Below are 23236 nucleotides of genomic sequence, written 5' to 3' on the forward strand. Positions count from 1 at the left end.
TTCGCGCCCGCATGCCCATGCTCGCCGCCGCACTGGTGGCGGCAGTCCTTCTACCCGCACCCGCCCACGCCGCCGCCACCGTCTGCAACCGCTACTGCGACGGCCGCGACGCCGCCCTGTCGCCCGTGGACCGGCAGCCCGTCGCCAGTACGCTGTTCGGCCGTCGCTTCGTCGTCCACGTCAACGACACCGACGCCATGATCTGGGGCTCCGTCGAGAACGGCAGCCCCACCGACGAGGTCTGGCTCGACCGCTCCTTCGACGGCGGCCGCACCACCGCCGACAGCCGCCTCGGCTTCGCCACGATCCCGTCCGGCGCCACCAGCCGCCGCACCCTGATGTACAACGTCGACAACTGGTCCACCCGGGCCGTCGGCGCGCTGCGCGCCTGCGGCAAGGCGGGCAACCGTCCCGAGATCAGCTGCACCGCCTGGGCCCGCACCACCTGGAACGCCTGGGACCGCCGGACCGCGGCGGCGACGGCGCTGATGATGCGCTACAACCAGGGCACCGGGCTGTTCGACACCAACGACTGGTGGACCAGCGCCAACTCCGTCACCGCGCTGATCGAGAACATGCGCCGCAGCGGGATGCGCAGCTACGACTACCTCATCGCCAACACCTACGACCGCAACGTCAATGCCAAGCAGGGCCAGTTCCGCAACGAGTACCTCGACGACACCGGCTGGTGGGGCCTCGCCTGGATCGCCGCCTACGACCTCACCGGCGACGTCCGCTACCTCAACACGGCCCGTGCCGACGCGGACTACATGCAGACCTACTGGGACACCCGCTGCGGTGGCGGTGTCTACTGGAAGACCGATCGCGCCAGCAAGAACGCGATCGAGAACAGTCTCTACATCCAGCTCACCGCCGCGCTGTCGCGGCGCATCCTGGGTGACACCGTCTACCGGGGCCGGGCGCTGGCGACGTGGAGCTGGTTCCAGAGCACCGGCATGGTCAACGGCTCCAACCTCGTCAACGACGGCATCAGCCTGAGCACCTGCCGCAACAACGGCAGCACCACCTGGACCTACAACCAGGGCGCGCTCATCAACGGCCTGGTGGAGCTGAACCGGCTCACCGGTGACGCGAACGTGCTCGCCGCGGCCCGCCGGATCGGCGACGCGCTCACCGCGAGCACCTACCTCAGCCCTGGCGGCATCCTGCGGGAGCCCAACGAGAGCAACACGTGCAGCGGTGACGGCGCGTCCTTCAAGGGTGCGGCGATCCGGGGCCTCGGCGTGCTCAACACGGCGACGGGTGGTGCCTACAACACCTACCTGCAGCGCAACGCCGACAAGGCGTACACGGCCAACCGCGACACGCTCGACTTCTACGGCAGCCACTGGGCCGGACCGTTCGTGCCGACCAACCACAGCTGCCAGCACAGCGTCCTCGACCTGCTGAACGCCGCACCCTGACCCCGGGGGACGGGGGAGTGCCGTGCCGGGACGACGGCGTCCCGGCACGGCACGAAAGGGCCTGCAGGCAGCCGGATGGAGGATTTTCTGTGGAGATCAATCGACGCCGCGTCCTGGCGGCGGGAGTCGGCGCGGCCGGGCTCGCCGCCGCCGGCATTCCCCTGACCTCCCCGGCGGGCGCGGCGCTCGCCGGGCCGCTGACGGAGACGATGGTGCTCACCGGCACCGACGCCGACAACCCGGTCGACTGGGAGTTCCAGGTGACCAGCGGGCGGCGCAGCGGGGTGTGGAGCACCATCCCGACACCGTCCAACTGGGAGTTCCACGGCTTCGGCAGCTACAACTACGGCTCCGCCCTGGTCCCGGCGGAGAAGGGCAACTACCGGCGCAGCTTCACCCCGCCCGCGAGTTGGGCGGGCCGCCGGATCTTCCTCGCCTTCGAGGCCTCGATGACCGACACCGATGTCCGCGTCAACGGCACCTCGGCCGGGGCGACGCACCGGGGCGGCTTCTACCCCTTCCGCTTCGACGTGACATCGCTGGTCCGGCTCGGCCAGGCCAATCTCCTGGAGGTGACGGTCAGCAAGGAGTCGGGCGACAACTCGGTCAACGACGCCGAGCGCCGGGGCGACTACTGGAACTTCGGCGGCATCTTCCGCCCCGTCTCGCTGCTCGCCTTCCCGGCCGCGCGGATCGACCGGGTCGCCGTCAACGCCCAGGCCGGCGGCGCCTTCGCGGCCCAGGTGACCCTCGCAGGAGTGACCGCCGCCGGCCGGGTGACGGGCCAGATCCGCCGCCTCGACGGCACCGCCGTGGGCGGGAGCTTCGCCGTCGCGGTCGCCGCGGGCGCGACGGCGGCGACGGTGACGACGACCGTCGCCGCGCCGCTGCGGTGGACCGCCGAGACGCCGAACCTCTACCAGGTGGAGATCGTGCTCGCCGACGGCGCGGGGACTGCGCTGCACAGCACCGCCGTGCGGTTCGGCTTCCGCACCATCGAGGTCCGCACCGGCGACGGCATCTACGTCAACGGCACGAAGATCGTGCTCAAGGGCGCCAACCGGCACACCTTCTGGCCGACCCTGGGCCGCGCGTCGAGCCCGCGGCTGGCCCGGCTGGACATCGGCCTGATGAAGGAGATGAACATGAACGCCGTCCGGATGTCGCACTACCCGCCGGACGCGTTCTTCCTCGACCTCTGCGACGAGCTCGGACTCTACGTCCTCGACGAGCTGGCGGGCTGGCAGAAGCGCTACGACGAGGGCGTCGGCGCCCCGCTGGTCGCCGCGATGGTCCGGCGCGACGTCAACCACCCGTCGATCCTCTTCTGGGACAACGGCAACGAGGGCGGCTGGAACACCGCGCTCGACGACGACTTCGCCCAGCACGACCCGCAGCAGCGCAAGGTCCTGCACCCGTGGACCACCTTCAGCAACGTCGACACCAGCCACTACCAGACCTACGCGAGTACGGCGGCGAAGGTCGCCGGAAGCACCGTCTTCCTGCCGACCGAGTTCCTGCACGGCCTCTACGACGGCGGCGCCGGTGCCGGACTCAACGACTACTGGAAGCTGATGGGCGGCGGCCAGCGAGCGGCGGGCGGCTTCCTCTGGTCGCTCGTCGACGAGAGCATCGTGCGCGACGACCGGGGCGGCGCGATCGACACCGCCGGGAACCTCGCCCCCGACGGCATCGTCGGCCCCTTCCGGGAGAAGGAGGCGAGCTTCTTCACCATCCGCGACATCTGGTCGCCGATCCAGCTCAACAGCCCCGACTACTACGCGAACACGTTCCCGACGGCGTTCGACAAGTCGGTGAAGATCGTCAACCGGTACGACTTCACCAACATCGACCAGTGCAGGTTCACCTGGCGACTGGTGAACTTCGCCGCACCCGGCGCGGGGGCCGGGCACGCGGTCACCGCACAGGGCAGCCTGACCGGCCCGAACATCGCCCCCGGCGCCGTCGGTTCGCTGATCCTCAACCTGCCCGCCAACTGGCTGGACTCCGACGCGCTGGAGTTGACCGCGACGGACCCGGGCGGCCGGGTCGTCACGAGTTGGATGTGGCGGATCAAGAAGGCGGCGGACTTCCGGACGCGGCTGGTGGTCCCGACCTCGGGCAGCGTCACCGCCACCGAGACCTCGACCAGCATCACGATGACGGCCGGGACCACGAAGATCACGATCGGCAAGGCGAACGGCAGGCTCACCGGCGTCACCCGGGCGGGCGTGGCGGTCTCGCTCACCAACGGCCCCGCACCGGCCGACGGGGCGTCGACCTTCACCGGCCTCAGCCATTTCCAGGACGGCACCGGCTGGGTGGTGCAGTCCACCTACACCGGCGACCTCACCTCGGCGCGGTGGCGGCTCGACGCGAACGGCTGGCTCCAGCTGGAGTATTCCTACCGGCGCACCGGCAGCCACGACTACTTCGGTGTCGGCTTCGACTACCCCGAGGCCAACGTGCGCGGCCTGACCTGGCTCGGCGACGGTCCGCACCGGGTCTACAAGAACCGGCTGCGCGGCGTCTCGACCGATGTCTGGACCAAGCAGTTCAACAACACCGCGACCGGGGCGAGCGGCTTCCAGTACCCGGAGTTCAAGGGCTACCACGCCCGCACCTACTGGGCGGCGCTCGCCACCACCGAGGGCACGATCACGATGGTCGCCGCCGAGGAGGGCCTCTTCCTGCGCCTGTTCACCCCGGCGGTCGGCGTCAATCCGCAGAACGCCACGGTGGCGTACCCGTCGAAGGGTTTGTCCTTTCTCGACGGCATCCCGGCGATCGGCAACAAGTTCCACGCCGCCGGCAGTCTCGGCCCGGAGAGCCAGCCCAACGTCGGTGCCGGTGACTACCACCGCAGCATCTACTTCCGATTCGGCGCCTGACCGCCGACAACGAGAGGAACAGCAATGCGAAGGAACCTCAGAGGACTCGCCGCCGGGCTCGGGCTCGCACTCGCCGCGGGACTCACGCTCGCCGTGGCGGCGCCGGCTCAGGCCGCCGAATCCAACGGTGGGGTACGCGTGATGCCGCTCGGCGACTCGATCACCGACGGGTTCAACGTGCCCGGCGGCTACCGGATCGGGCTGTGGCAGCGGCTCGCCCAGGGCGGTGTGCTGACCGACTTCGTCGGCTCCGGCGTCAACGGGCCGGCGAACCTCGGCGACCACGACCACGAGGGCCACTCGGGTTGGAAGATCCGCGATCTCGACGCCAACATCGTCACCTGGATCCAGCAGGCGAACCCGCGCACGATCCTGCTGCACATCGGCACCAACGACATCGGGCAGAACGACGACATAGCCAACGCACCGGCCCGGCTCTCGGCGCTGATCGACAAGATCCGGGCCTACGCCCCGGCGGTCGAGCTCTTCGTCGCGCAGGTCATCTTCCGCAACGACGCCGCCGCTGAGGCGAAGTCGCAGGCGTTCAACGCGGCGATCCCCGGCATCGTGGCGCAGAAGGGCCCGCTGACCCACCTCGTCGACATGCACACCGGCTTCAGCAACGCCGACCTCGCCGACGGCCTGCACCCCAACGCGGCGGGCTACGACAAGATGGCGGCCCGCTGGTGGTCGGCGCTGCAGTCGGTGCCGGGCAGCCTGTCGTCGCTCGGCGCCCCGCCGGTCGGCACCGCGGTCGCGCTGTCGAACCCGCAGTCCAAGCGCTGCCTCGATGTCTCCGGCGCCGGGACCGCCGACGGCACCCAGCTGCACATCTGGGACTGCCACACCGGCGCCAACCAGCGCTGGACCTGGACGGCCGCCGGTGAGCTGCGCGTTTACGGCGGCAAGTGCCTCGACGTCAACGCCAACGGCACGGCCAACGGCACGAAGGTCCAGCTCTGGACCTGCAACAACACCAACGCCCAGAAGTTCACCTTCCAGACCGACGGCACGATCGTCGGCGTCGGCTCGGGCAAGTGCATCGACGTCAACGGGAGCGGCACCGCGAACGGCACGCTGGTGCAGTTGTGGGACTGCAACGGCACCGCAGCGCAGCGCTGGTCGGCGCGGTGACCTTATGCCCGGTAGGGGCGGCCCGCCCCTACCGGGCATAACCACGCGAAAGGTGGGCAATGTATGTCCATCGATACATCCCATCTTGGAGGACTGCATGGCAATCCGTATCCGAATACTCATGGCGATGGCCCTCGTCGCCGTCTCCGCCGTCGCCGTCCAGGCACCCGCCTCGGCCGCCGCGACCACCGTGGTCGGGGTCGGCTCCGGCCGCTGCCTCGACGTGATCGCCAACAACCAGAACCCCGGGACCGGCGTCAACATCTTCGACTGCAACGGCCAGGCCAACCAGGCGTGGAACTACACGGCCGCCGGTGAATTCCGGATCTACGCCGACAGCCGGTGCCTCGATGTCGCGGGCCACGACACCACCGCACCGGCCGTGGTGCAGATCTACACCTGCAACGGCGGTGCCAACCAGCGCTGGACGATCAACGCCAACGGCTCGATCACCGGGGTCGAGTCCGGGCTCTGCCTCGACGTGACCGGCGCGGGCACGGCGAACAGCACCGTCGTCGGCCTGTGGACCTGCAACGGCCAGAGCAACCAGCGCTGGACCACCACCGTCGGCGGCGGCGACACCCAGGCGCCCACGGTGCCCGGTAACGCGCGGGTGAGCAACCTGCTCTGCAACTCGGTCACCTTCGCCTGGAACGCCGCCACCGACAACGTCGGCGTGGCGTTCTACGACATCTACCACGACGGCCAGCAGATGTCGTCGGTCAGCGGCAGCACCCTGTCCACCACCCTGACGGTGGTGCCGGGCGTGACCTGGGGCCTCTACGTCAACGCCCGGGACGCCGCGGGCAACGTCTCGCAGGCGAGCACCACGGTGACGATCACGCCGCCGCAGTGCCAGGCCGACACCACGCCGCCGACCGCGCCGACCGCCCTGACCGGCTCGGGGTCGGGGACCACGGTGTCGCTGAGCTGGACCGCCGCGACCGACAACGTCGGCGTCCGGAGCTACGACATCTACCGCAACGCCACCAAGGTCGGTACGGTCACCGGGGCTCCGCCGGCGCCGAGCTTCATCGACAGCGGCCTCGCGGCGAACACCGGCTACCAGTATTACGTCCGGGCGCAGGACGCCCAGGCCAACGTCTCACCGGCGAGCAACACCATCACGGTGACGACCGGTGCGTCCTGCGGCAGCGGTTCGGTCTGCACGGTGCGGCAGGTCACCACCGACACGGACATCCCGTGGGGCCTCGTCACGCTGCCCGACGGCACCGTCCTCTACAACCGCCGCGACGCGCAGGACATCATCCGGCTCAACCCGTCGACCGGGGTGAAGACGACCGTCGGCACGGTGCCCAACGTGCAGAGCACCGACGGTGAGGGCGGGCTGCTCGGCCTCGCCATCTCGCCGAATTTCGCCAGTGACCGGTGGCTCTACATCATGCACACCTCGCCCAGCGACAACCGGATCGTCCGGATCCGGCTGGAGACGAACAACGTCCTCAACACCGGCAGCGAGCAGGTCCTGCTCAGCGGGATCCTGCGCAACAAGTTCCACAACGGCGGCCGGCTGCGGTTCGGTCCGGACGGCAAGCTCTACGCCAGCACCGGCGACGCGCAGAACGGCGACAACGCGCAGAACATCAACAACCTCGCCGGAAAGGTCCTGCGGCTCAACACCGACGGCACCGTGCCGTCGGACAACCCGTTCGGCAACTACGTCTGGAGCTACGGCCACCGCAACCCGCAGGGCCTCGCCTTCGACTCGCAGGGGCGCCTCTGGGAGCAGGAGTTCGGCAACGCGATCATGGATGAGACGAACCTGATCACCAAGGGCGGCAACTACGGCTGGCCCGCCTGCGAGGGCACCTCCGGCACCTGCGGCACGGCCGGGTTCATCGCGCCGAAGCGTACCTACTCCACCGCCGAGGGCTCCTGCTCCGGCATCGCCGTGGTCCGCGACGTCCTCTATGTCGCGTGTGCCCGGGGCACCCGGATGTACCGGGCGGTCATCAGCGGCACCAGCCTCACCAACGTCCAGACCTACTTCAACGGCACCTATGGGCGCCTGCGCACCGTGGAGCCCGCGCCGGACGGCGGTCTCTGGCTCACCACCACCAACCTCGGTGACAAGGACAGCACCCCCAACAACAGCAACGAGAAGATCCTCCACGTGACGCTCGGCCTCTGACCAGTGTGTACGGCCGGTGGTCCACGGTTGCCGTGGGCCACCGGCCGTTGACGAAGTTCCCCAGGCGCGCCTAATATCCGGCCGTTGACAACGTTGTCATCCGATCGGCGGCGCGGTCGGCCATCCCTCATCGACGGCAGGTTCGCATGACCATGAAGAAACGCTCCCGCCCCGCCGCCTGGCTCGCCACGGCGGTCCTCGCCGCCGGCTTCGCCTTCGCCCCGGCGCTGCCCGCCACCGCCGCCCCCGGCGACTTCACCACCGGCTTCGAGGCCGGCGACCCGCAGCCCACCTGGGTCAACAGCGTCGAGTCCAGCACCAACATCGGCGGCTACTGCTGCGCGCTGACCGGGATGGAGTCCATCGTCGGCAGCGGGACCGCGCACGCAGGCTCCACGGCGCTGCTCTACTCCGGCAACGACCTCAGCGCCACCTCGTCGTTCTCCTACAATCGGGTCTTCGACGTGAACATCCCGGTCACCGCCGCGACCACCCTGTCCTACTGGGTCTACCCGCAGTCCGGCGGGCACCTCGACGTCGCCGTCGACCTGATCTTCACCGACGGGTCCAACCTGCGCGACTCCGGCGCCGTCGACCAGTACGGCGTCCGGGTGCACCCGACCTTCCAGGGCAACGGCTCCGTGCTCGGGTTCGACAAGTGGAATTACGTCACCTCGGCCATCGGCAACAACGTGGCGGGCAAGACGGTCGACCGGATCCTCATCGCCTATGACCAGCCGCTCAACACCGGCACCTTCCGCGGCTGGTTCGACGACATCTCCATCCTGGCGAGCGCGGCACCGGCCCGCCTGTCCAGTTATGTCGACACCCGGCGCGGCTCCAACTCGACCGGCGGCTACTCCCGCGGCAACACCTTCCCGGGTGCCACGGTGCCCAACGGCTTCAACTTCTGGACGCCGATCACCAACGGCAACTCCGACAACTGGCTCTATGAATACAGCAAGACCACCGTGCAGGGCTTCGCGATCAGCCACGAGCCGAGCCCGTGGATCGGCGATTACGGCCAGCTCCAGATCATGCCGATGACCGGCGGCCTCAAGTCGACACCCGATGCGCGCAAGTCGACGTTCAGCCACGCCAACGAGGTGGCCCAGGCGCACTACTACAGGACGAAGCTCGACACCTACAACATCACCGCGGAGATGGCGCCCACCGACCACGCGGGCGTGCTCCGCTTCACCTTCCCGTCGTCGTCGGATGCGGTCCTCCTCTTCGACACCATCGACAGCGCGGGCGGCTCCGTCGTGCTCGACGCCGCCAACCGCACGATCTCCGGCTACAGCGACCACCGCGGCCGCCGTCTCTACTTCTCGGCGACCGTCGACCACGCCATCGCCGCGACCGGCAACGTCAGCGGGCAGGGCGCGACGGGCTGGATCCGCTTCGCCACCACCGCCAACGAGCAGGTCACGCTCAAGGTCGGCACGTCGTGGATGAGTGTCGCCCAGGCGGCGAGCAACCTCGCCCAGGAGGTCGGGAGCAAGTCCTTCGACACCGTCAAGGAGGAGGCGGCGACGATCTGGGACAACACGCTCGGCAAGGTGAAGGTGGAGGGCGCGTCCACGGACCGCCTCGTCACCTTCTACTCCAACATGTACCGCTCGTTCATGTACCCGAACAACCGCTCGGAGATCGTCGGGGGCGTGCGCAAATACCTCAGCCCCTATGACAACGCCGTCCACGACGGCCAGATGTATGTCAACAACGGCTTCTGGGACACCGCCCGCGCCGTCTGGCCGCTCTATACGCTGCTCGCGCCGACCAGGACCGGCGAGATGCTCGACGGCATGGTCAACGCGTACAAGAACGGCGGCTGGACGGCACGGTGGACCGGGCCTGGCTACATCGACATCATGGTCGGCACCAACCAGGACCTGGCCTTCGGCGACGCCTACGTCAAGGGCGTGCGCAACTTCGACTACAACGCGGCCTACGCCTCGATGGTGAAGAACGCCAGCGTCTACTCCAACGACGGATCCAAGGGCCGCAAGAGCCTGGAGGTCTCCACCTTCAAGGGCTACGTGCCGCAGGACGTGCGGTCCGAGTCCGCCGCCTGGACGCTGGAGGACGCCAACGCCGACTTCGGCATCTACGCGATGGCCTCCGCTCTCGGCAAGACCGAGGACGCCGCCTATTTCCAGAGCCGGGCACTGGCCTACGCCAACCTCTACTCGCCGTCGGTCGGCTTCTTCCGCGGCAAGAACAGCAACGGCACGTGGCGTACGTCCGACGCGAACTTCAAGCCCAACGAGTGGGGCTACGAGTTCACCGAGGGCGACCCGTGGAACTACGTCACGGCGGCCCCGCAGGACCCGCAGGGCATGGCGAACCTCTTCGGCGGCCGGGCCCAGCTCTCCTCCAAGATCGATTCGGTCTTCGCGGCGTCCCGGGACTACCTGGTCGGCAGCTACGGCGGCACCATCCACGAGATGCTGGAGGCCTACGACACCAACATGGGTCAGTACGCCCACTCCAACGAGCCGATCCACCACATGATCTACATGTACAACTACGCCGGAACGCCGTCGAAGACCCAGAACCGGGTCCGCGAGGTGCTCACCAAGCTCTACGGTTCAGGCGCCGGCACCGGCAACGGCTACCTCGGCGACGAGGACAACGGCCAGATGTCGGCGTGGTACGTCTTCAGCGCGCTGGGCTTCTACCCGGCTCGCATGGGCAGCACCGACTACACCATCGGCGCGCCGCTCAACCCGAAGGCCACCATCGCCCTGGAGAACGGCCGGACCTTCACCGTCGAGGCCCCGGCGGTCAGCGACACCAACCGCTACATCCAGAGCGCCACGCTCAACGGGGTGAACTACACCAAGAACTACCTCACCCACGCCGACCTGCTCAACGGCGGCACGCTGAGCTTCGTCATGGGCTCGTCGCCGTCGTCGTGGGGCACCGGTGCCGGTGACATCCCGGGCTCGATCACCTCGGGTTCGGCGCTGCCGAAGCCGCTCGCCGACAAGCTCACCGGCGGCACGATCACGGCCAGCGCCGAGAACGGGACCAACGAGAACGCCGCGAAGCTCGTCGACGACACCTCGCTGAGCAAGTGGCTCGCGTTCGCCACCACCGCGACGCTGTCCTATCAGTTCGGCGGCGGTGCTTCACAGGTGGTCAAGCAGTACACATTGACCTCGGCGGACGACGTGCCGGGTCGGGATCCGAAGAACTGGACGCTGCAGGGCTCCACCGACGGGACCACCTGGGTCACGCTGGACACGCGGAGCAACCTGGACTTCAGCGATCGGCGGCAGACCAGGGCGTTCGTGGTCGCCAACAACACCGCCTATTCGCGCTACCGGCTGCAGATCACCGCGAACCACGGCGCTGCCGAGACGCAGCTCGCCGAGTGGGAGCTGCTCGGGTAACTGATGCAGGAGGGAACGGGCCGCCATCGTGGGTGATGGCGGCCCGTTCCGTGTCGCGACGCGACGGCTCTGTGCGGCGCCGGACCGGCCCGGTGCGGTGCTTGCGGGGTGTGGTGCTTGCGGGGTGTGGTGCTTGCGGGGTGCGGTGCTTGCGGGGTGCGGTGCTTGCAGGGTGCGGGTGCGGGGGTGTGGCGCGGGCTGGCGGGTCCTTGCTCTGGGCGGTCGGGTGGCGCGGGGCGGCTTCAGCAAAGAGCGCGCCGACGAGAGGCAGGTTCTGCCGTGCGCTGCCCGCTCGGGTCGCGCTTGCGCCGTCCCTTGCCGGACCGCTCCGACCGGGGGTGACGTCCATGATCGCGTTGTTTCCCGGAAGCTGGCCCTACGTGGGGTGGGGGAGGGGCCTATTTCCGGGAAGCAACGCGATCATGACGCGTGCGCTGCCCACTCGCTGCTGCTGCTGCCGCCGCCGTTGCTGCCGTTGCTGGCGTTGCTGGCGTCGGCCGCCAGCGGTCGGTCCGGCCTGTCGGTCCTGCCTGACCGTCCATGATCGCGGTGTTTCCGGGAAGCTGGCCCTACGTGGGGTGGGGGAGGGGCCTATTTCCGGGAAACAGCGCGATCATGACGCGTGCGTCGCCCACTCGCTGCTGCTGCTGCTGCTGCTGCTGCTGCCGCTGCCGCTGCCGCTGCTGCTGCTGCCGCTGCTGCTGCTGCTGCTGCCGCTGCCGCTGCCGCTGCTGCTGCTGCTGCTGCTGCCGCTGCTGCTGCTGCTGCCGCTGCCGCTGCTGCTGCCGCTGCTGCTGCCCCGCTGCCCACTCGCTGCCGTTGCTGGTGTTGGCCGCCAGCGGGCGGTCCGGCCTCTCGGTCCTGCCTGACCGTCCATGATCGCGGTGTTTCCCGGAAGCTGGCCCTACCGGAGGTGGGGGAGGGGCCTATTTCCCGGAAACAACGCGATCATGCTCGCGCTCGTCGAGGCCGTTGGAGCGAAGTGTGGAAGGGGTGAGCGCGCGCTGACCGTCCATGATCGCTGGAAGGGGACCGTCGCGAGTGCTGGAGCCGGCGACCGCTGGGGGCGCCGCCGGGCAAAGCCGCGTGTCCTGGCCGATCGGTGGCACTGATGGTGTCCGAAGTGTTGACGCGCCCGTAGCACGTCGGTAACCTTTGGCCAAAGCAGTGCAAGTTTATGACAATCCAGTGCATGGACTGTCGTTCGCTCGTGCAAGTTCCAGCAGGGCCGCTCACCTGCCGGTGTGTTGTTTCCCGGCTAACTCGTCGGTAGCGGTCCCACGGTCATGTGCCGACACCCCCCGCTGCCGTCAATCACAGCCACGCGCCCGTCCCTCAGCGACAAGGACAGTGATGAGACGAATCAATCCGATCAAGGTGATCGCGGCGACTGCCGCGACCGCCATGATCGCCACCATGGGGTGGGTGACCGTAGCCCACGCGGCCGGCGGCCCCAACCTCTCGCTCGGCAAGGCGACCGCCGCGAGCAGCACCAACGGCGGCAACGTCAACGGCAACCTCAACGACGGCAACCAGGCGAGCTACTGGGAGAGCGCCAACAACGCCTTCCCGCAGTGGGCTCAGATCGACCTCGGCGCCGCGACCAGCATCGACCAGGTCGTGCTGAAGCTCCCGTCCGGCTGGGGCACCCGCACGCAGACGCTCTCGGTGCAGGGCAGCACGAACGGCTCGTCCTTCACCAACATCGTCGCGTCGGCCGCCTACGCGTTCCCGGCGAACAACGTCGTCACCATCAACTTCACCGCTACGTCGACCCGCTATGTGCGCGTCAACATCACCGCCAACACCGGCTGGCCGGCCGCGCAGCTCTCCGAGCTCGAGGTCTACGGCGCCGGGACGGCGAGCACCAACCTCGCCCAGGGCAAGTCGACCGCCGAGAGCGGCCACGGCGACGTCTACGGCTCCGGCAACGCGGTCGACGGCAACCAGGCCAGCTACTGGGAGAGCGTCTCCAACTCCTTCCCGGAGTGGCTGCAGGTCGACCTCGGCTCGGCGCAGAACGTCAACAAGGTCGTGCTGAAGATCCCGGCCGGCTGGGGCACCCGCAACCAGACCCTGTCGGTGCAGGGCAGCACCAACGGCTCGACCTTCACCGCGCTGTCGGCGTCGGCGACCTACACCTTCAACCCGGCCGTCGCCGGGAACTCGGTGACGATCACCTTCGCGCAGGCCTCGACCCGCTACGTGCGGCTCGACATCACGGCGAACACGGCGTGGCCGGCCGGTCAGATCTCGGAGTTCGAGGTCTACGGTCCGGGCAGCACGTCGGACACGACCGCGCCGAGCACTCCGGGCACCCTGTCGCAGACGACCTCGGGCACGACGATCACCCTCAACTGGGGCGCGTCGACCGACACCGGCGGCAGCGGCCTGGCCGGTTACGACATCTACCGCAACGGCGCCCTCGCCGCCAGCGTCGGCACCGTCACCACCTGGGCCGACACGCAGCCGGCCACGGCGACGGTGAGCTACTACGTCCGGGCGCGCGACAACGCGGGCAACGTCTCGGGCAACAGCAACACCGTGACGCGGACCGGCACGTCCCCGGACACGACCGCGCCGAGCGTCCCGGGCACCCTGTCGCAGTCCACGTCGGGCACGACGATCACGCTGAACTGGGGTGCGTCGACCGACACCGGCGGCAGCGGCCTGGCGGGCTACGACATCTACCGCAACGGCGTCTTCGCCCAGTCCGTCGGCCTCGTCACCACCTGGGCCGACACGCAGGCCGCGACGGTCACCGTCTCCTACTACGTGCGGGCACGTGACGGCGCGGGCAACCTCTCGGGCAACAGCAACACCGTGACGCGTACGGGCACCAGCCCCGACACGACCGCGCCGAGCACCCCGGGCACCCTGTCGCACAGCACCTCGGGCACGACGATCACGCTGAACTGGGGCGCCTCCACCGACACCGGCGGCAGCGGCCTGGCGGGCTACAACGTCTACCGCGACAACGCCCTGATCGCGACCCTGGGCACCGTGCTCACCTACCAGGACGGCCAGCCGCAGACCGCGACGGTCTCCTACTTCGTCCGGGCACGGGACGGCGCGGGGAACCTCTCCGGCAACAGCAACACCGTCACCCGGACCGGCACCCAGAACCCGGGCTGCACCAACGTCGCGTCGGGCAAGACGCTGACGGCATCCGGCTCCATCTTCACCTTCACCCCGGAGAAGGCGAACGACGGCCAGGTCTCGACCTACTGGGAGGGCTCGGGCTTCCCGTCGACCCTGACCGCGGTGCTCGGTGCCAACCACGTCGTGAGCGCGGTCAACGTCAAGCTGAACCCGGACAGCGCGTGGGGCACGCGTACCCAGAACATCCAGGTTTTGGGTCGTGACCAGGCCTCGGGCACCTACACCAGCCTGGTGGCCGCGGCGAACTACCAGTTCGTCCAGGGCACCAACGTGGTGAACATCCCGGTCTCGGCCACCACGGCGGACGTGCAGCTGCGCTTCACCTCCAACACCGGTGCCCCGTCGGGCCAGGTCGCCGAGTTCGAGGTCTGCGGCACCCCGTCGCCGAACCCCGACCTGACGATCACCTCGACCACCTGGTCCCCGGCCTCGCCGAGCGAGGTCAGCGCGATCACCCTCTCGGCGACCGTGAGCAACATCGGCACGGCTGCCTCGGCGGCGACGACGGTCAACTTCAGCCTCGCCGGTGCGCTCGTCGGCAGCGCCAACGTGGGTGCGCTCAACGCGGGTGCCTCGACGACGGTCTCCTTCAACGCGGGAACGCGGGGGATGGGCAGCTACACCGTCTCGTCGGTGGTCGACCCGGCCAACAACATCATCGAGCAGAGCGACGCCAACAACAGCAACACGGCGTCGTCGCAGCTCACGGTCACCCAGGCGCCGGGTCCGGACCTGCAGGTGCTCGGCATCAGCAGCAACCCGGCCAACCCGGCGGTCGGCGCGGCGGTCAGCTTCACCGTGACGGTGAACAACCGCGGCACCACGGCGTCCGGCGTCACCTCGGTGACCCGCCTGACGGTGGGCGGCACCACGCTCAACACCAACACGGCGTCGATCGCGGCCGGCACCTCGGCGACGGTCGCCGTCACCGGCACCTGGACCGCGACGAGCGGCGGCGCCACCATCACCGCCACGGTCGACGCGACCAACGTGGTCGCCGAGACCAACGAGACCAACAACGCGCTGTCGCAGGCGATCGTGGTCGGTCGCGGTGCTGCGGTTCCCTACACCTCCTATGAGGCCGAGGCCGCCAACTACAACGGCGTGCTGGTCGAGGCCGACGCGCTGCGTACCTTCGGGCACACGAACTTCGGCACCGAGTCCTCGGGCCGCAAGTCGGTGCGCCTCAACACCCAGGGCCAGTTCGTCGAGTTCACCTCGACCAACGCCGCCAACTCGATCGTGGTCCGCAACTCCATCCCGGACGCCGCCGGTGGCGGCGGCCAGGAGGCCACGATCAGCCTCTACGCCAACGGCACCTTCGTGCAGAAGCTGACGCTGTCCTCGCGGCACAGCTGGCTCTACGGCACGACCGACCAGCCCGAGGGCCTCACGAACACCCCCGGCGGCGACGCCCGGCGCCTGTTCGACGAGTCCAACGCGCTGCTGGCGCAGTCCTACCCGGCAGGCACGAAGTTCAAGCTCCAGCGCGACTCCGGTGACAACGCCTCGTTCTACATCATCGACATGATCGACCTCGAGCAGGTCGCGCCGGCGCTCACCAAGCCGGCCGAGTGCACCTCGATCACGTCCTACGGCGCGGTCCCCAACGACGGCCTCGACGACACGTCCGCGATCCAGCGGGCCGTCACCGACGACCAGAACGGCGTGATCAGCTGCGTCTGGATCCCGGAGGGCCAGTGGCGTCAGGAGCAGAAGATCCTGACCGACGACCCGCTGAACCGGGGTCAGTGGAACCAGGTCGGCATCAGCAACGTGACGATCAAGGGTGCCGGCATGTGGCGCTCGCAGTTCTACACGCTGACCGAGCCGCAGGACGTCATCGGCGGCATCAACCACCCGCACGAGGGCAACTTCGGGTTCGACATCGACAGCAACACCCAGATCTCCGACATCGCCATCTTCGGCTCCGGCCGGATCCGTGGCGGCGACGGCAACGACGAGGGCGGCGTCGGCCTCAACGGCCGGTTCGGTCTCAACACGAAGATCACCAACGTGTGGATCGAGCACGCCAACGTGGGTGTCTGGGTCGGTCGCGACTACGACAACATCCCGGCTCTCTGGGGACCGGGCGACAACCTGCTCTTCAGCGGGATGCGGATCCGCGACACCTACGCCGACGGCATCAACTTCACCAACGGCACGCACAACTCCAAGGTGTTCAACTCGTCCTTCCGCACCACCGGTGACGACGCGCTGGCGGTCTGGGCCAACACGGCGGTCAAGGACCGCACGCTGGACAACACCCACGACAACCACTTCGTCAACAACACCGTGCAGCTCCCGTGGCGTGCCAACGGCATCGCGATCTACGGCGGCTACGACAACTCCATCGAGAACAACCTCATCTACGACACGATGAACTACCCGGCGATCATGCTGGCGACGGACCACAGCCCCCTGCCCTTCTCGGGGACGACGCTCATCGCCAACAACGGGATCTACCGCTCGGGTGGTGTGTTCTGGAACGAGGACCAGGAGTTCGGTGCCATCACGCTCTTCCCGTCGAGCCTGCCGATCACCGGTGTCACGATCCGCGACACCGACATCTACGACTCGACCTACGACGGCATCCAGTTCAAGAACGGCGGCGGCGCCATGCCGAACGTTCAGATCATCAACGTCAAGATCGATAAGTCCAACAACGGCGCCGGCATCCTCGCGATGAGCGGTGTCCAGGGCAACGCGGTCCTGACCAACGTGGTGATCACGAACTCGGCGACCGGCAACATCGTGACCCAGCCCGGGTCGCAGTTCGTCATCACCGGCGGCTGACCCGTCCGGTGACCGACTCGGCCTGAATCCGACAGTGGGGTTCGGCCGGTGACACGACCAGCCATGCGGTGTGTGCCAGGCGCACACCGCATGGCTGGTCTCGTTGTGCGCGTTGGACGCCGAGGCGCGGCCTTCCGTACGCTGTCGCGCCAGGAGATCGACTGCTGTGGAGGTATGGCGGATGCGACGACTCACCCTGGCACTCGCGATCGGCGTGGCGCTGCTCGGCAGTGTGGCGGTCGGCGGGGCCCCGGCGGCGTACGCGGCGGATGGTGGTCTTGCCGTGACCGTGCGGGCGACCGACCCGCTGGCACCGGTCGTGACCCTGACCAACCGCGGTGCCGAAGCCTGCCAGGCGGCGGCGACCCCGCTCGGCACGATCACGATCGCCGCGCTCGCGCAGGGCGGGCGGGCATCGGTGCCGACCACCTTCTCGCCGGGCCTCGACGAGCCGCTGGAGACCGTGGTCGGCAAGCGCCTGCGCACCCTCCAGCCCGGTGAGTCGCTCGACCTGCGACTCCAGCTGCTGCCGATCGGGACCACCGGGCACTCGATCGAGATCGTCACCTACACCGGCACGGTCGCGCCGATGGGGCTTCTCTACCCCGTCCAGGCCGGGCAGCCGCTGGACCTGCGGGTCAGCTATTACTGGCGGATCGCTCCGGCCCAGGGACCCCCGCTCTGCACGGCGTCCGCACCGTCCACCGTGGTCGGAGCAGCGGCGTCCGCGCCGACTGCCGCGGTGGGCTCGGGGCGCCTCTGGCTCATCGGCGGCGTGGTCCTGATCGTGCTGATCAATGTCGTGGTCGTCGTCGTCCTGCTGCTCCGGCGGCGTCGGCGCGCCGCGGCGGCGGCCGTGCTGATCCTGCTCGCCGCGCTCAGCGTGCCGGTGGCGCAGGCGCGGCCCGCCCACGCCAGGGTGGTCATCAACAACCCGAGCCTGCAGGCGCCCTATGACGCGTGCCTCGCCACCCTGCAGCAGCCGGGGCACGACCCGGCGGGCATCCTGGACACGATCCTCGGCCCCGGTGTGACGGTGACGCTGGAGGTGCCGACCGACGGGGTCACCCACGAGGGCGGGCTCAGCCGGTCGGAGATGTTCATCTTCTGGAACGCGGACGACCGCAGCCCGTACTTCGGCGGTGGCGGCAACGCCGATCCGTGCACGAGCCTTTACCACGAGATGTTCCACGCGTGGGAGGACAGCCAGGGGATCCAGGACCACCACGAGTGCATCACGGCCGACGGGCGCCACACCGGCATCGGGATCAACGAGGTGCACGCGACCGAGGCGCAGAACCCCCTGCGGGTCGCGCTCGGCATGCCGCCACGCGATCACTACGGCAGCAACCCGCTGCCCACCTCGCCGTGCCGCCCCTCGCAGGAGACCGATCCGGTCTGCACCGATCAGGGCTGCCCGGCCAGCGACGGCGAGCCGCACCTCACCACCGTCGACGGGAAGCGCTACGACTTCCAGGCGGCCGGCGAGTTCGTCGCCGCCCGCGATCCGGCTGGTGGATTCACCGTCCAGGTACGCCAGCAGCCCTTCCGCGACTCGCTGACCCTCGCCGTCAACACCTCGGTCGCCCTGGACGTCGCGGGGGACCGGGTGCAGGTCGATCTCGCCACCCCCGGCATCTCCGTCCTCGTCGGCGGCACGCCACGCGACGGCGCGCTGACCGAGCTCGAGCACGGCGGCCAGGTGCGCATCGGGGACGGCGGCGCTGGCCGCCTCGCCACCGTCATCTGGCCCGACGGATCGGCGGCGTGGGTGACCGGGATCGCCGGTCTGGGGCTCAACCTCTCGATCCAGCCGGCCCCGGCCCGCAAAGCCAAGCTCGAAGGCCTGCTGGGCAGCGGTCCCCGGGTCCGCGGCGGTGCCACGATCACCGGCGACGACTACGACACGCTCTACCCCGCCTTCGCCGACAGCTGGCGGATCGACGACGCGGCCTCCCTGTTCACCTACCCGGCGGGTCGGACCACGGCGAGCTACACCGATCGGGCGTTCCCGCACCGGGCGGAGACCGGGGCACCGGTCGACACCGCCGCTGCTGAGGCGATCTGCGCCAAGGCCGGGGTGACCGCCGCCGCGCAGCTCGCCGACTGCGTCTTCGACGTGAGCCGGACCGGTCAGCCCGCCTTCGCCGCGAGCGCGCTCGCCGCGCAGGCCTTCGCGTCCGGTGCGGTCCCGGGGGCCGCGATCACGGTCCCGGCGAACGCCGATGTCTACCTCGCCGGAGCAGCGCCGCTCGGCATGCTGCCCGGCGGGGCGGGAACCCTGCCGGTGCGGATCGCCTTCGACGCCGCCAAGGACCGCAGGATCTCGTTCCCGTCGATCACCGGGGTGCTCGGCGCGGCGGGCTCGGACCCGAAGGACGGCGCCGACGGCGGCGTCGACTACGGCGGGACCAGCGTCACCGCGCTCAACGGCATCTCCGGCGTCATCCACCAGAAGCGTTCGCTCTTCCTCGTCGGGGTCTTCCTCCCGGCGGGGGCGCCGACCGGATCGGGGCAGCCGGACGTGACGGACCAGGAGGGCAAGGCCGAGGTCGCTCCCGCGCTGGGCGTGCTCTTCGCCATCGGCGACGGCAAGACGGCGGCGGGCGCGGTGCAGCAGTTCGCGGTGCCGTCGGGGGCGACGAGGCTCTACATCGGCTTCGCCGACTCGGTCTCGTTCCACGGCTCGCCCGGCTACTACGGCGACAACACCGGCTTCCTCGCCGTCACGTTCGCGGTCGGCTGACCTGTAGGGGGTGAGCGCGGGCCACCGCGCTCATCCGGCACAGCCGGGCGGCGCGTTGCGCGCGTGCCGCGTTGCGCGCGTGCCGCGTTTTGCAGCAAAGCGTGGCCATTTCGCATTGCGAGGCCACGCTTTGCTGCAAAACGTGACAGGGCGTCGTCCACCCCGGTGCTGGGCCGTGTGGCTCAGCCGAGCAGGTCGAGGGCGGCTCGGACCACGGCGTCGGTGTCGATGCCGTGGTAGCGGTAGACATCCTCCAGCGCCCCCGCCTGGCCGAACCGGCTCACCCCCAGCGACATCGACCGCACGTGGTGGATCGTGGCGAGGAACGCGAGCGTGTGCGGGTGCCCGTCGAGCACCGTCACCATCGGCACCGCGCGGCGGGCGGGGAAGACCTGGTCGAGGATCCACGACGGCGCCTCGCCCAGCCCGCTGCGGGCCTGCACCGCCTCGAAGAGCAGGCCGGGACTGGTCACGCAGACCACCTCGGCCTCGATGCCCTGCTCGGCGAGCCGGTCCGCCGCGGCGAGCGTCTCCGGGATCATCGCGCCCATCCCGACCAGCATGACCGCCGGGTGCGCGGCGGTACGCAGCGTGTAGGCCCCGGCGATGACCTGCCGCCGCCGCCGCTCGCGGGCCGCCGGGTCGGCCGGGACCGCGGCGAGCGCCTGGCTGACCGGCCGGGTCGACAAGCGCAGGTAGGACGAGCTGCCGTCCGGGCGGCCGAGCCGGGAGATCGCGTCCAGCAGCGTCCACTCCACCTCGATCGCGAAGGCCGGCTCGTAGCTCACGCACCCGGGCTGCTCCAACCCGATCGACGGCGTCTTGATCGACTGGTGCGCGCCGCCCTCCGCCGCCAGGGTCACTCCGCTCGGCGTGCCGACGAGGATCGACTGGCCCCCGGCGTAGATGCCGTAGGACCACGGTTCGAGCGCCCGCTCGACGAACGGGTCGTAGAGCACGCCGATCGGGAAGAGCGGCTGTCCCCAGCGGCTCCAGGTGGCACCGAGCTCGCCGATCAGCCCGACCAGGTTGGTCTCGGCGATGCCGAGCTCCATGTGCTGGCCGGTAGGGCGCTCGCGCCAGTGCATCGTCGTCTCGGCGTCGTCGGCGAACCAGTCGTGCCGCTCGGCGGGCGACCAGATCCCGACCTTGTTGAGCCACCCGGCCAGGTTGGTGCTGGAGCTGACGTCGGGGCTCACGGTCACGACCCGCTTCGCCGCCTGCGGCGCCTCCCGGGTCAGGTCGAGCAGCGCGCGGCCGAGGGCGGCCCTGGGTGGTCGACGTGCCCGAGGGGGTACGCCCGATGTCGCTCGGCACCGTCGGCGGAGTGGTCGGCGCCACCTCGTCCCGGCGCAGCTTCGCGGCGGTGGCCCGGCACACCTCGGCGGCGGCGGTCCCGTCGGCGAACCGGGTCCAGGGCTGCCCCGGATCCATCCCGAGGTCCGCCGCGAGCTCGGCGAACTGCTCGACCGTGAGCAGCGAGGAGTGGTTCTGCGGGTGCCCCTGCGTCGGCAGCCCGTAGCCCTTGATCGTGTAGGCGATGATCACGGTCGGTCGGGTGTCGTCGATCTGGGCGTACGCCTCCCGCAGCGCCTCCAGGTCGTGCCCGCCGAGGTTGCGGATCGCCCGGGTGAGGGCGGCGTCGTCGAGCCCCGCGACGAGCCGGGCGATCGCGTAGGACGGGGCACCGGAGCCGGGCAGCCGGGTCCGCAGCTCGTCGGGGCGGCACCGCAGCAACCGCTGGTACTCCGGGTTGGACATGCCGAGGATCCGGTTGCGCAGCTCGGCGCCGCCGGGGCGCTCGAAGAGCTCCTCCAGCAGCTTGCCGAATTTCGCCGTGATCACCTGCCAGCCGGCGGCGGCGAACATCTTCTCCAGCTTCCCGGCGGCGATGGTCGGGACGACCCGGTCCAGCGACTGGCGGTTGAGGTCGACGATCCAGACGATCTCGCCGAGCTCGGCGACGGACGGGTCGAGGATCGCCTCCCAGATCGCGCCCTCGTCGAGCTCGGCATCGCCGACGAGGGAGAACTGCCGGCCGGTGCCCGCGCCGCCGATCGACGCGTCGACGAAGCGCCGGGCCATCGCGCCCCAGATCGGGGCGGTGGCGCCGATCCCGACCGACCCGGTCGAGTAGTCCACCGGGTCGGGGTCCTTGGAACGGCTGGGGTAGGACTGGAGCCCGCCGAACTCGCGCAGTCTCGTCAGGTAGGACGCGTCGAGCTCGCCGAGCAGGAAGTTGATGGCGTGCAGCACCGGCGAGGCGTGCGGCTTGACCGAGACCCGGTCCTCGGGGCGCAGCTCGGAGAACCAGAGCGAGGTCATGATCGAGATCATCGAGGCGCAGGAGGCCTGGTGGCCGCCGACCTTGAGGCCGCTCGGGTTGGGGCGGACGCGGTTGGCGTGGTGCACCATCGCCGTGGAGAGCCAGAGCACCCGGTCGGAGATCTCGCGGAGGGCGTCGAGCTGCGCTGCGGCCGGGGTCGGCGTGGTGAAGATCGTGCTGGTCATGGACGCCTCCAGGGCTCGGGTCAGCAGCGGGGTCCCTGCCACGCTAAACGGAATATATGATAGATGCAATCCGCGCGGGCTGTGATGCCGCCGGATCGAGCGTAGGGGATCGGGGGGCGTGAGCTGGCCGGATGGTGCTTGGCGCGCCGGGTTGGCGTACACCCGCTGGTCAGAGAGATCTTGAAGTGAGCGCGCGTCCTGGGGAGAGTGACGTCGCCGACGCAGCGTGACCGTGGTGCGGACGGTGCGCTACTCTATATTCGTGACAGCAGAGGTGACGAGCGGACTGCGTTCGGTCGCGAAGAACAATTCGGCCGTGGACCGTGTGACCGCCGAGATCCGTCGCGGCGTCCTCAACGGCACCCTCAAGGCGGGCTCCAGCTTCTCGATCGTGGACCTCAGCGTTCAGCTCGGGGTCAGCCACATCCCGGTCCGTGAGGCGCTGCGGCGGCTGGAGACGCAGGGGCTGATCACGCTCCGTCCCGGCCGCAGCGCCATCGTCAACCCGCTCGACCGCGACGAGCTGCGCTCCATCTACCGGCTGCGCAAGCTCATCGAGTGCGACCTCGCCGCGCGGGCCTGCCTCGACCTGACCAGCGCCGACCTCGACCTCGCCGAGCGGCTGCTGATGGACTACACGCACGCGGAGACCGACGCCGACGAGCTGTGGGAGCTGCACAAGCAGTTCCACCTCACGCTGCTGCGCCCCGCGCTGACCGAGTGGGACCTGCGCCTGTTGGAGCAGCTCTGGCACGCCTGCGACCGCTACACCCGGATCGTGTTCGAGACCTACCAGGTCGGCCAGGAGGAGCGCCGCCGCCGCGAGATGACCCACCGCCTGTTGCTGGACGCGGCGAGGTCGGGCTCCCCCGCAGAGCTGAAGCTGGCGGTCAACGAACACCTGGCCGAAAACGAACTGGCCTGCCTGGAGTGGATGGCCGCCCTCCCGCCCACCCCCTGACCGCCGCGGCCTGAAATTCGCGTTGATCAAGGGAAGACTCGCCGCATATCGGACACCC

12 protein-coding genes and 2 pseudogenes are annotated in these 23236 nt (G+C 69.6%); 11 read left to right on the forward strand and 3 right to left on the reverse strand.

Annotated elements, in window-relative coordinates; all coding sequences use genetic code 11:
* Nucleotides 1-11: 11 nt before the first annotated feature.
* The 8 genes from F4553_RS34220 to F4553_RS34255 all read left to right on the forward strand — a co-directional run bounded on the left by F4553_RS34220 (nucleotide 12) and on the right by F4553_RS34255 (nucleotide 19706).
* The gene (locus F4553_RS34220; RefSeq protein WP_221470588.1) at nucleotides 12-1424 is read left to right on the forward strand and encodes a glycoside hydrolase family 76 protein; all 1413 of its coding nucleotides are present in this window, start codon (nucleotides 12-14) and stop codon (nucleotides 1422-1424) included.
* Nucleotides 1425-1513: 89 nt separating this feature from the next.
* Entirely contained in the window at nucleotides 1514-4315 is a 2802-nt protein-coding gene (locus F4553_RS34225; protein WP_221470589.1) for a glycoside hydrolase family 2 protein, read from the forward strand.
* Nucleotides 4316-4339: 24 nt separating this feature from the next.
* On the forward strand, nucleotides 4340-5449 hold the full coding sequence (locus tag F4553_RS34230) for an SGNH/GDSL hydrolase family protein (protein ID WP_184844815.1): 1110 nt from the start codon (nucleotides 4340-4342) through the stop codon (nucleotides 5447-5449).
* Nucleotides 5450-5546: 97 nt separating this feature from the next.
* Nucleotides 5547-7601 carry a PQQ-dependent sugar dehydrogenase gene (locus F4553_RS34235; protein WP_221470590.1) on the forward strand — a complete coding sequence of 685 codons (2055 nt, stop codon included), beginning with the start codon at nucleotides 5547-5549 and terminating at the stop codon, nucleotides 7599-7601.
* A gap of 152 nt (nucleotides 7602-7753) precedes the next feature.
* Complete coding sequence (locus F4553_RS34240) at nucleotides 7754-11002, forward strand: GH92 family glycosyl hydrolase (RefSeq protein WP_184847272.1); 3249 nt, start codon at nucleotides 7754-7756, stop codon at nucleotides 11000-11002.
* Nucleotides 11003-11580: 578 nt separating this feature from the next.
* A complete protein-coding gene (locus F4553_RS34245; protein ID WP_184844818.1) occupies nucleotides 11581-11871 on the forward strand; it encodes a hypothetical protein in 291 nt (96 codons plus the stop codon).
* Between the two features lie 484 nt (nucleotides 11872-12355).
* Nucleotides 12356-16960 (forward strand): galactose-binding domain-containing protein, encoded by a 4605-nt coding sequence (locus tag F4553_RS34250; RefSeq protein ID WP_184844821.1) that lies wholly within the window; start codon nucleotides 12356-12358, stop codon nucleotides 16958-16960.
* 181 nt (nucleotides 16961-17141) lie between these two features.
* Nucleotides 17142-19706: a hypothetical protein gene (locus F4553_RS34255; protein ID WP_184844824.1), complete on the forward strand. Its 2565-nt coding sequence runs from the start codon at nucleotides 17142-17144 to the stop codon at nucleotides 19704-19706.
* Nucleotides 19707-19888: 182 nt separating this feature from the next.
* Here F4553_RS34255 and F4553_RS41430 read toward each other — a convergent pair whose 3' ends face one another.
* The gene (locus F4553_RS41430) at nucleotides 19889-20911 is read right to left on the reverse strand and encodes a transketolase-like TK C-terminal-containing protein (RefSeq protein WP_312875495.1); all 1023 of its coding nucleotides are present in this window, start codon (nucleotides 20909-20911) and stop codon (nucleotides 19889-19891) included.
* A gap of 253 nt (nucleotides 20912-21164) precedes the next feature.
* Nucleotides 21165-21254, reverse strand: a pseudogene (locus tag F4553_RS43060) (hypothetical protein); the annotation flags it as partial.
* Between F4553_RS43060 and F4553_RS41445 the strand changes: the two are divergent.
* Nucleotides 21247-21384, forward strand: coding sequence for a hypothetical protein (locus F4553_RS41445; protein WP_246467558.1), 138 nt, complete (start codon nucleotides 21247-21249; stop codon nucleotides 21382-21384). The pseudogene F4553_RS43060 and the gene F4553_RS41445 sit on opposite strands and share 8 nt — an antisense overlap.
* Nucleotides 21385-21587: 203 nt before the next feature.
* On the opposite strand, the pseudogene F4553_RS41450 reads toward F4553_RS41445, so the two are convergent.
* Nucleotides 21588-22043, reverse strand: a pseudogene (locus F4553_RS41450) (thiamine pyrophosphate-binding protein); the annotation flags it as partial.
* Here F4553_RS41450 and F4553_RS41455 point away from each other — a divergent pair.
* Nucleotides 21979-22302, forward strand: a complete 324-nt coding sequence (locus tag F4553_RS41455; protein ID WP_246467559.1) for a hypothetical protein — start codon at nucleotides 21979-21981, stop codon at nucleotides 22300-22302. The pseudogene F4553_RS41450 and the gene F4553_RS41455 sit on opposite strands and share 65 nt — an antisense overlap.
* A 177-nt stretch (nucleotides 22303-22479) precedes the next feature.
* Nucleotides 22480-23178, forward strand: coding sequence for a GntR family transcriptional regulator (locus F4553_RS34265; protein ID WP_184844827.1), 699 nt, complete (start codon nucleotides 22480-22482; stop codon nucleotides 23176-23178).
* Nucleotides 23179-23236: the final 58 nt, after the last annotated feature.

The sequence above is a fragment of the Allocatelliglobosispora scoriae genome (genome assembly GCF_014204945.1).
Lineage (GTDB): Bacteria > Actinomycetota > Actinomycetes > Mycobacteriales > Micromonosporaceae > Allocatelliglobosispora > Allocatelliglobosispora scoriae.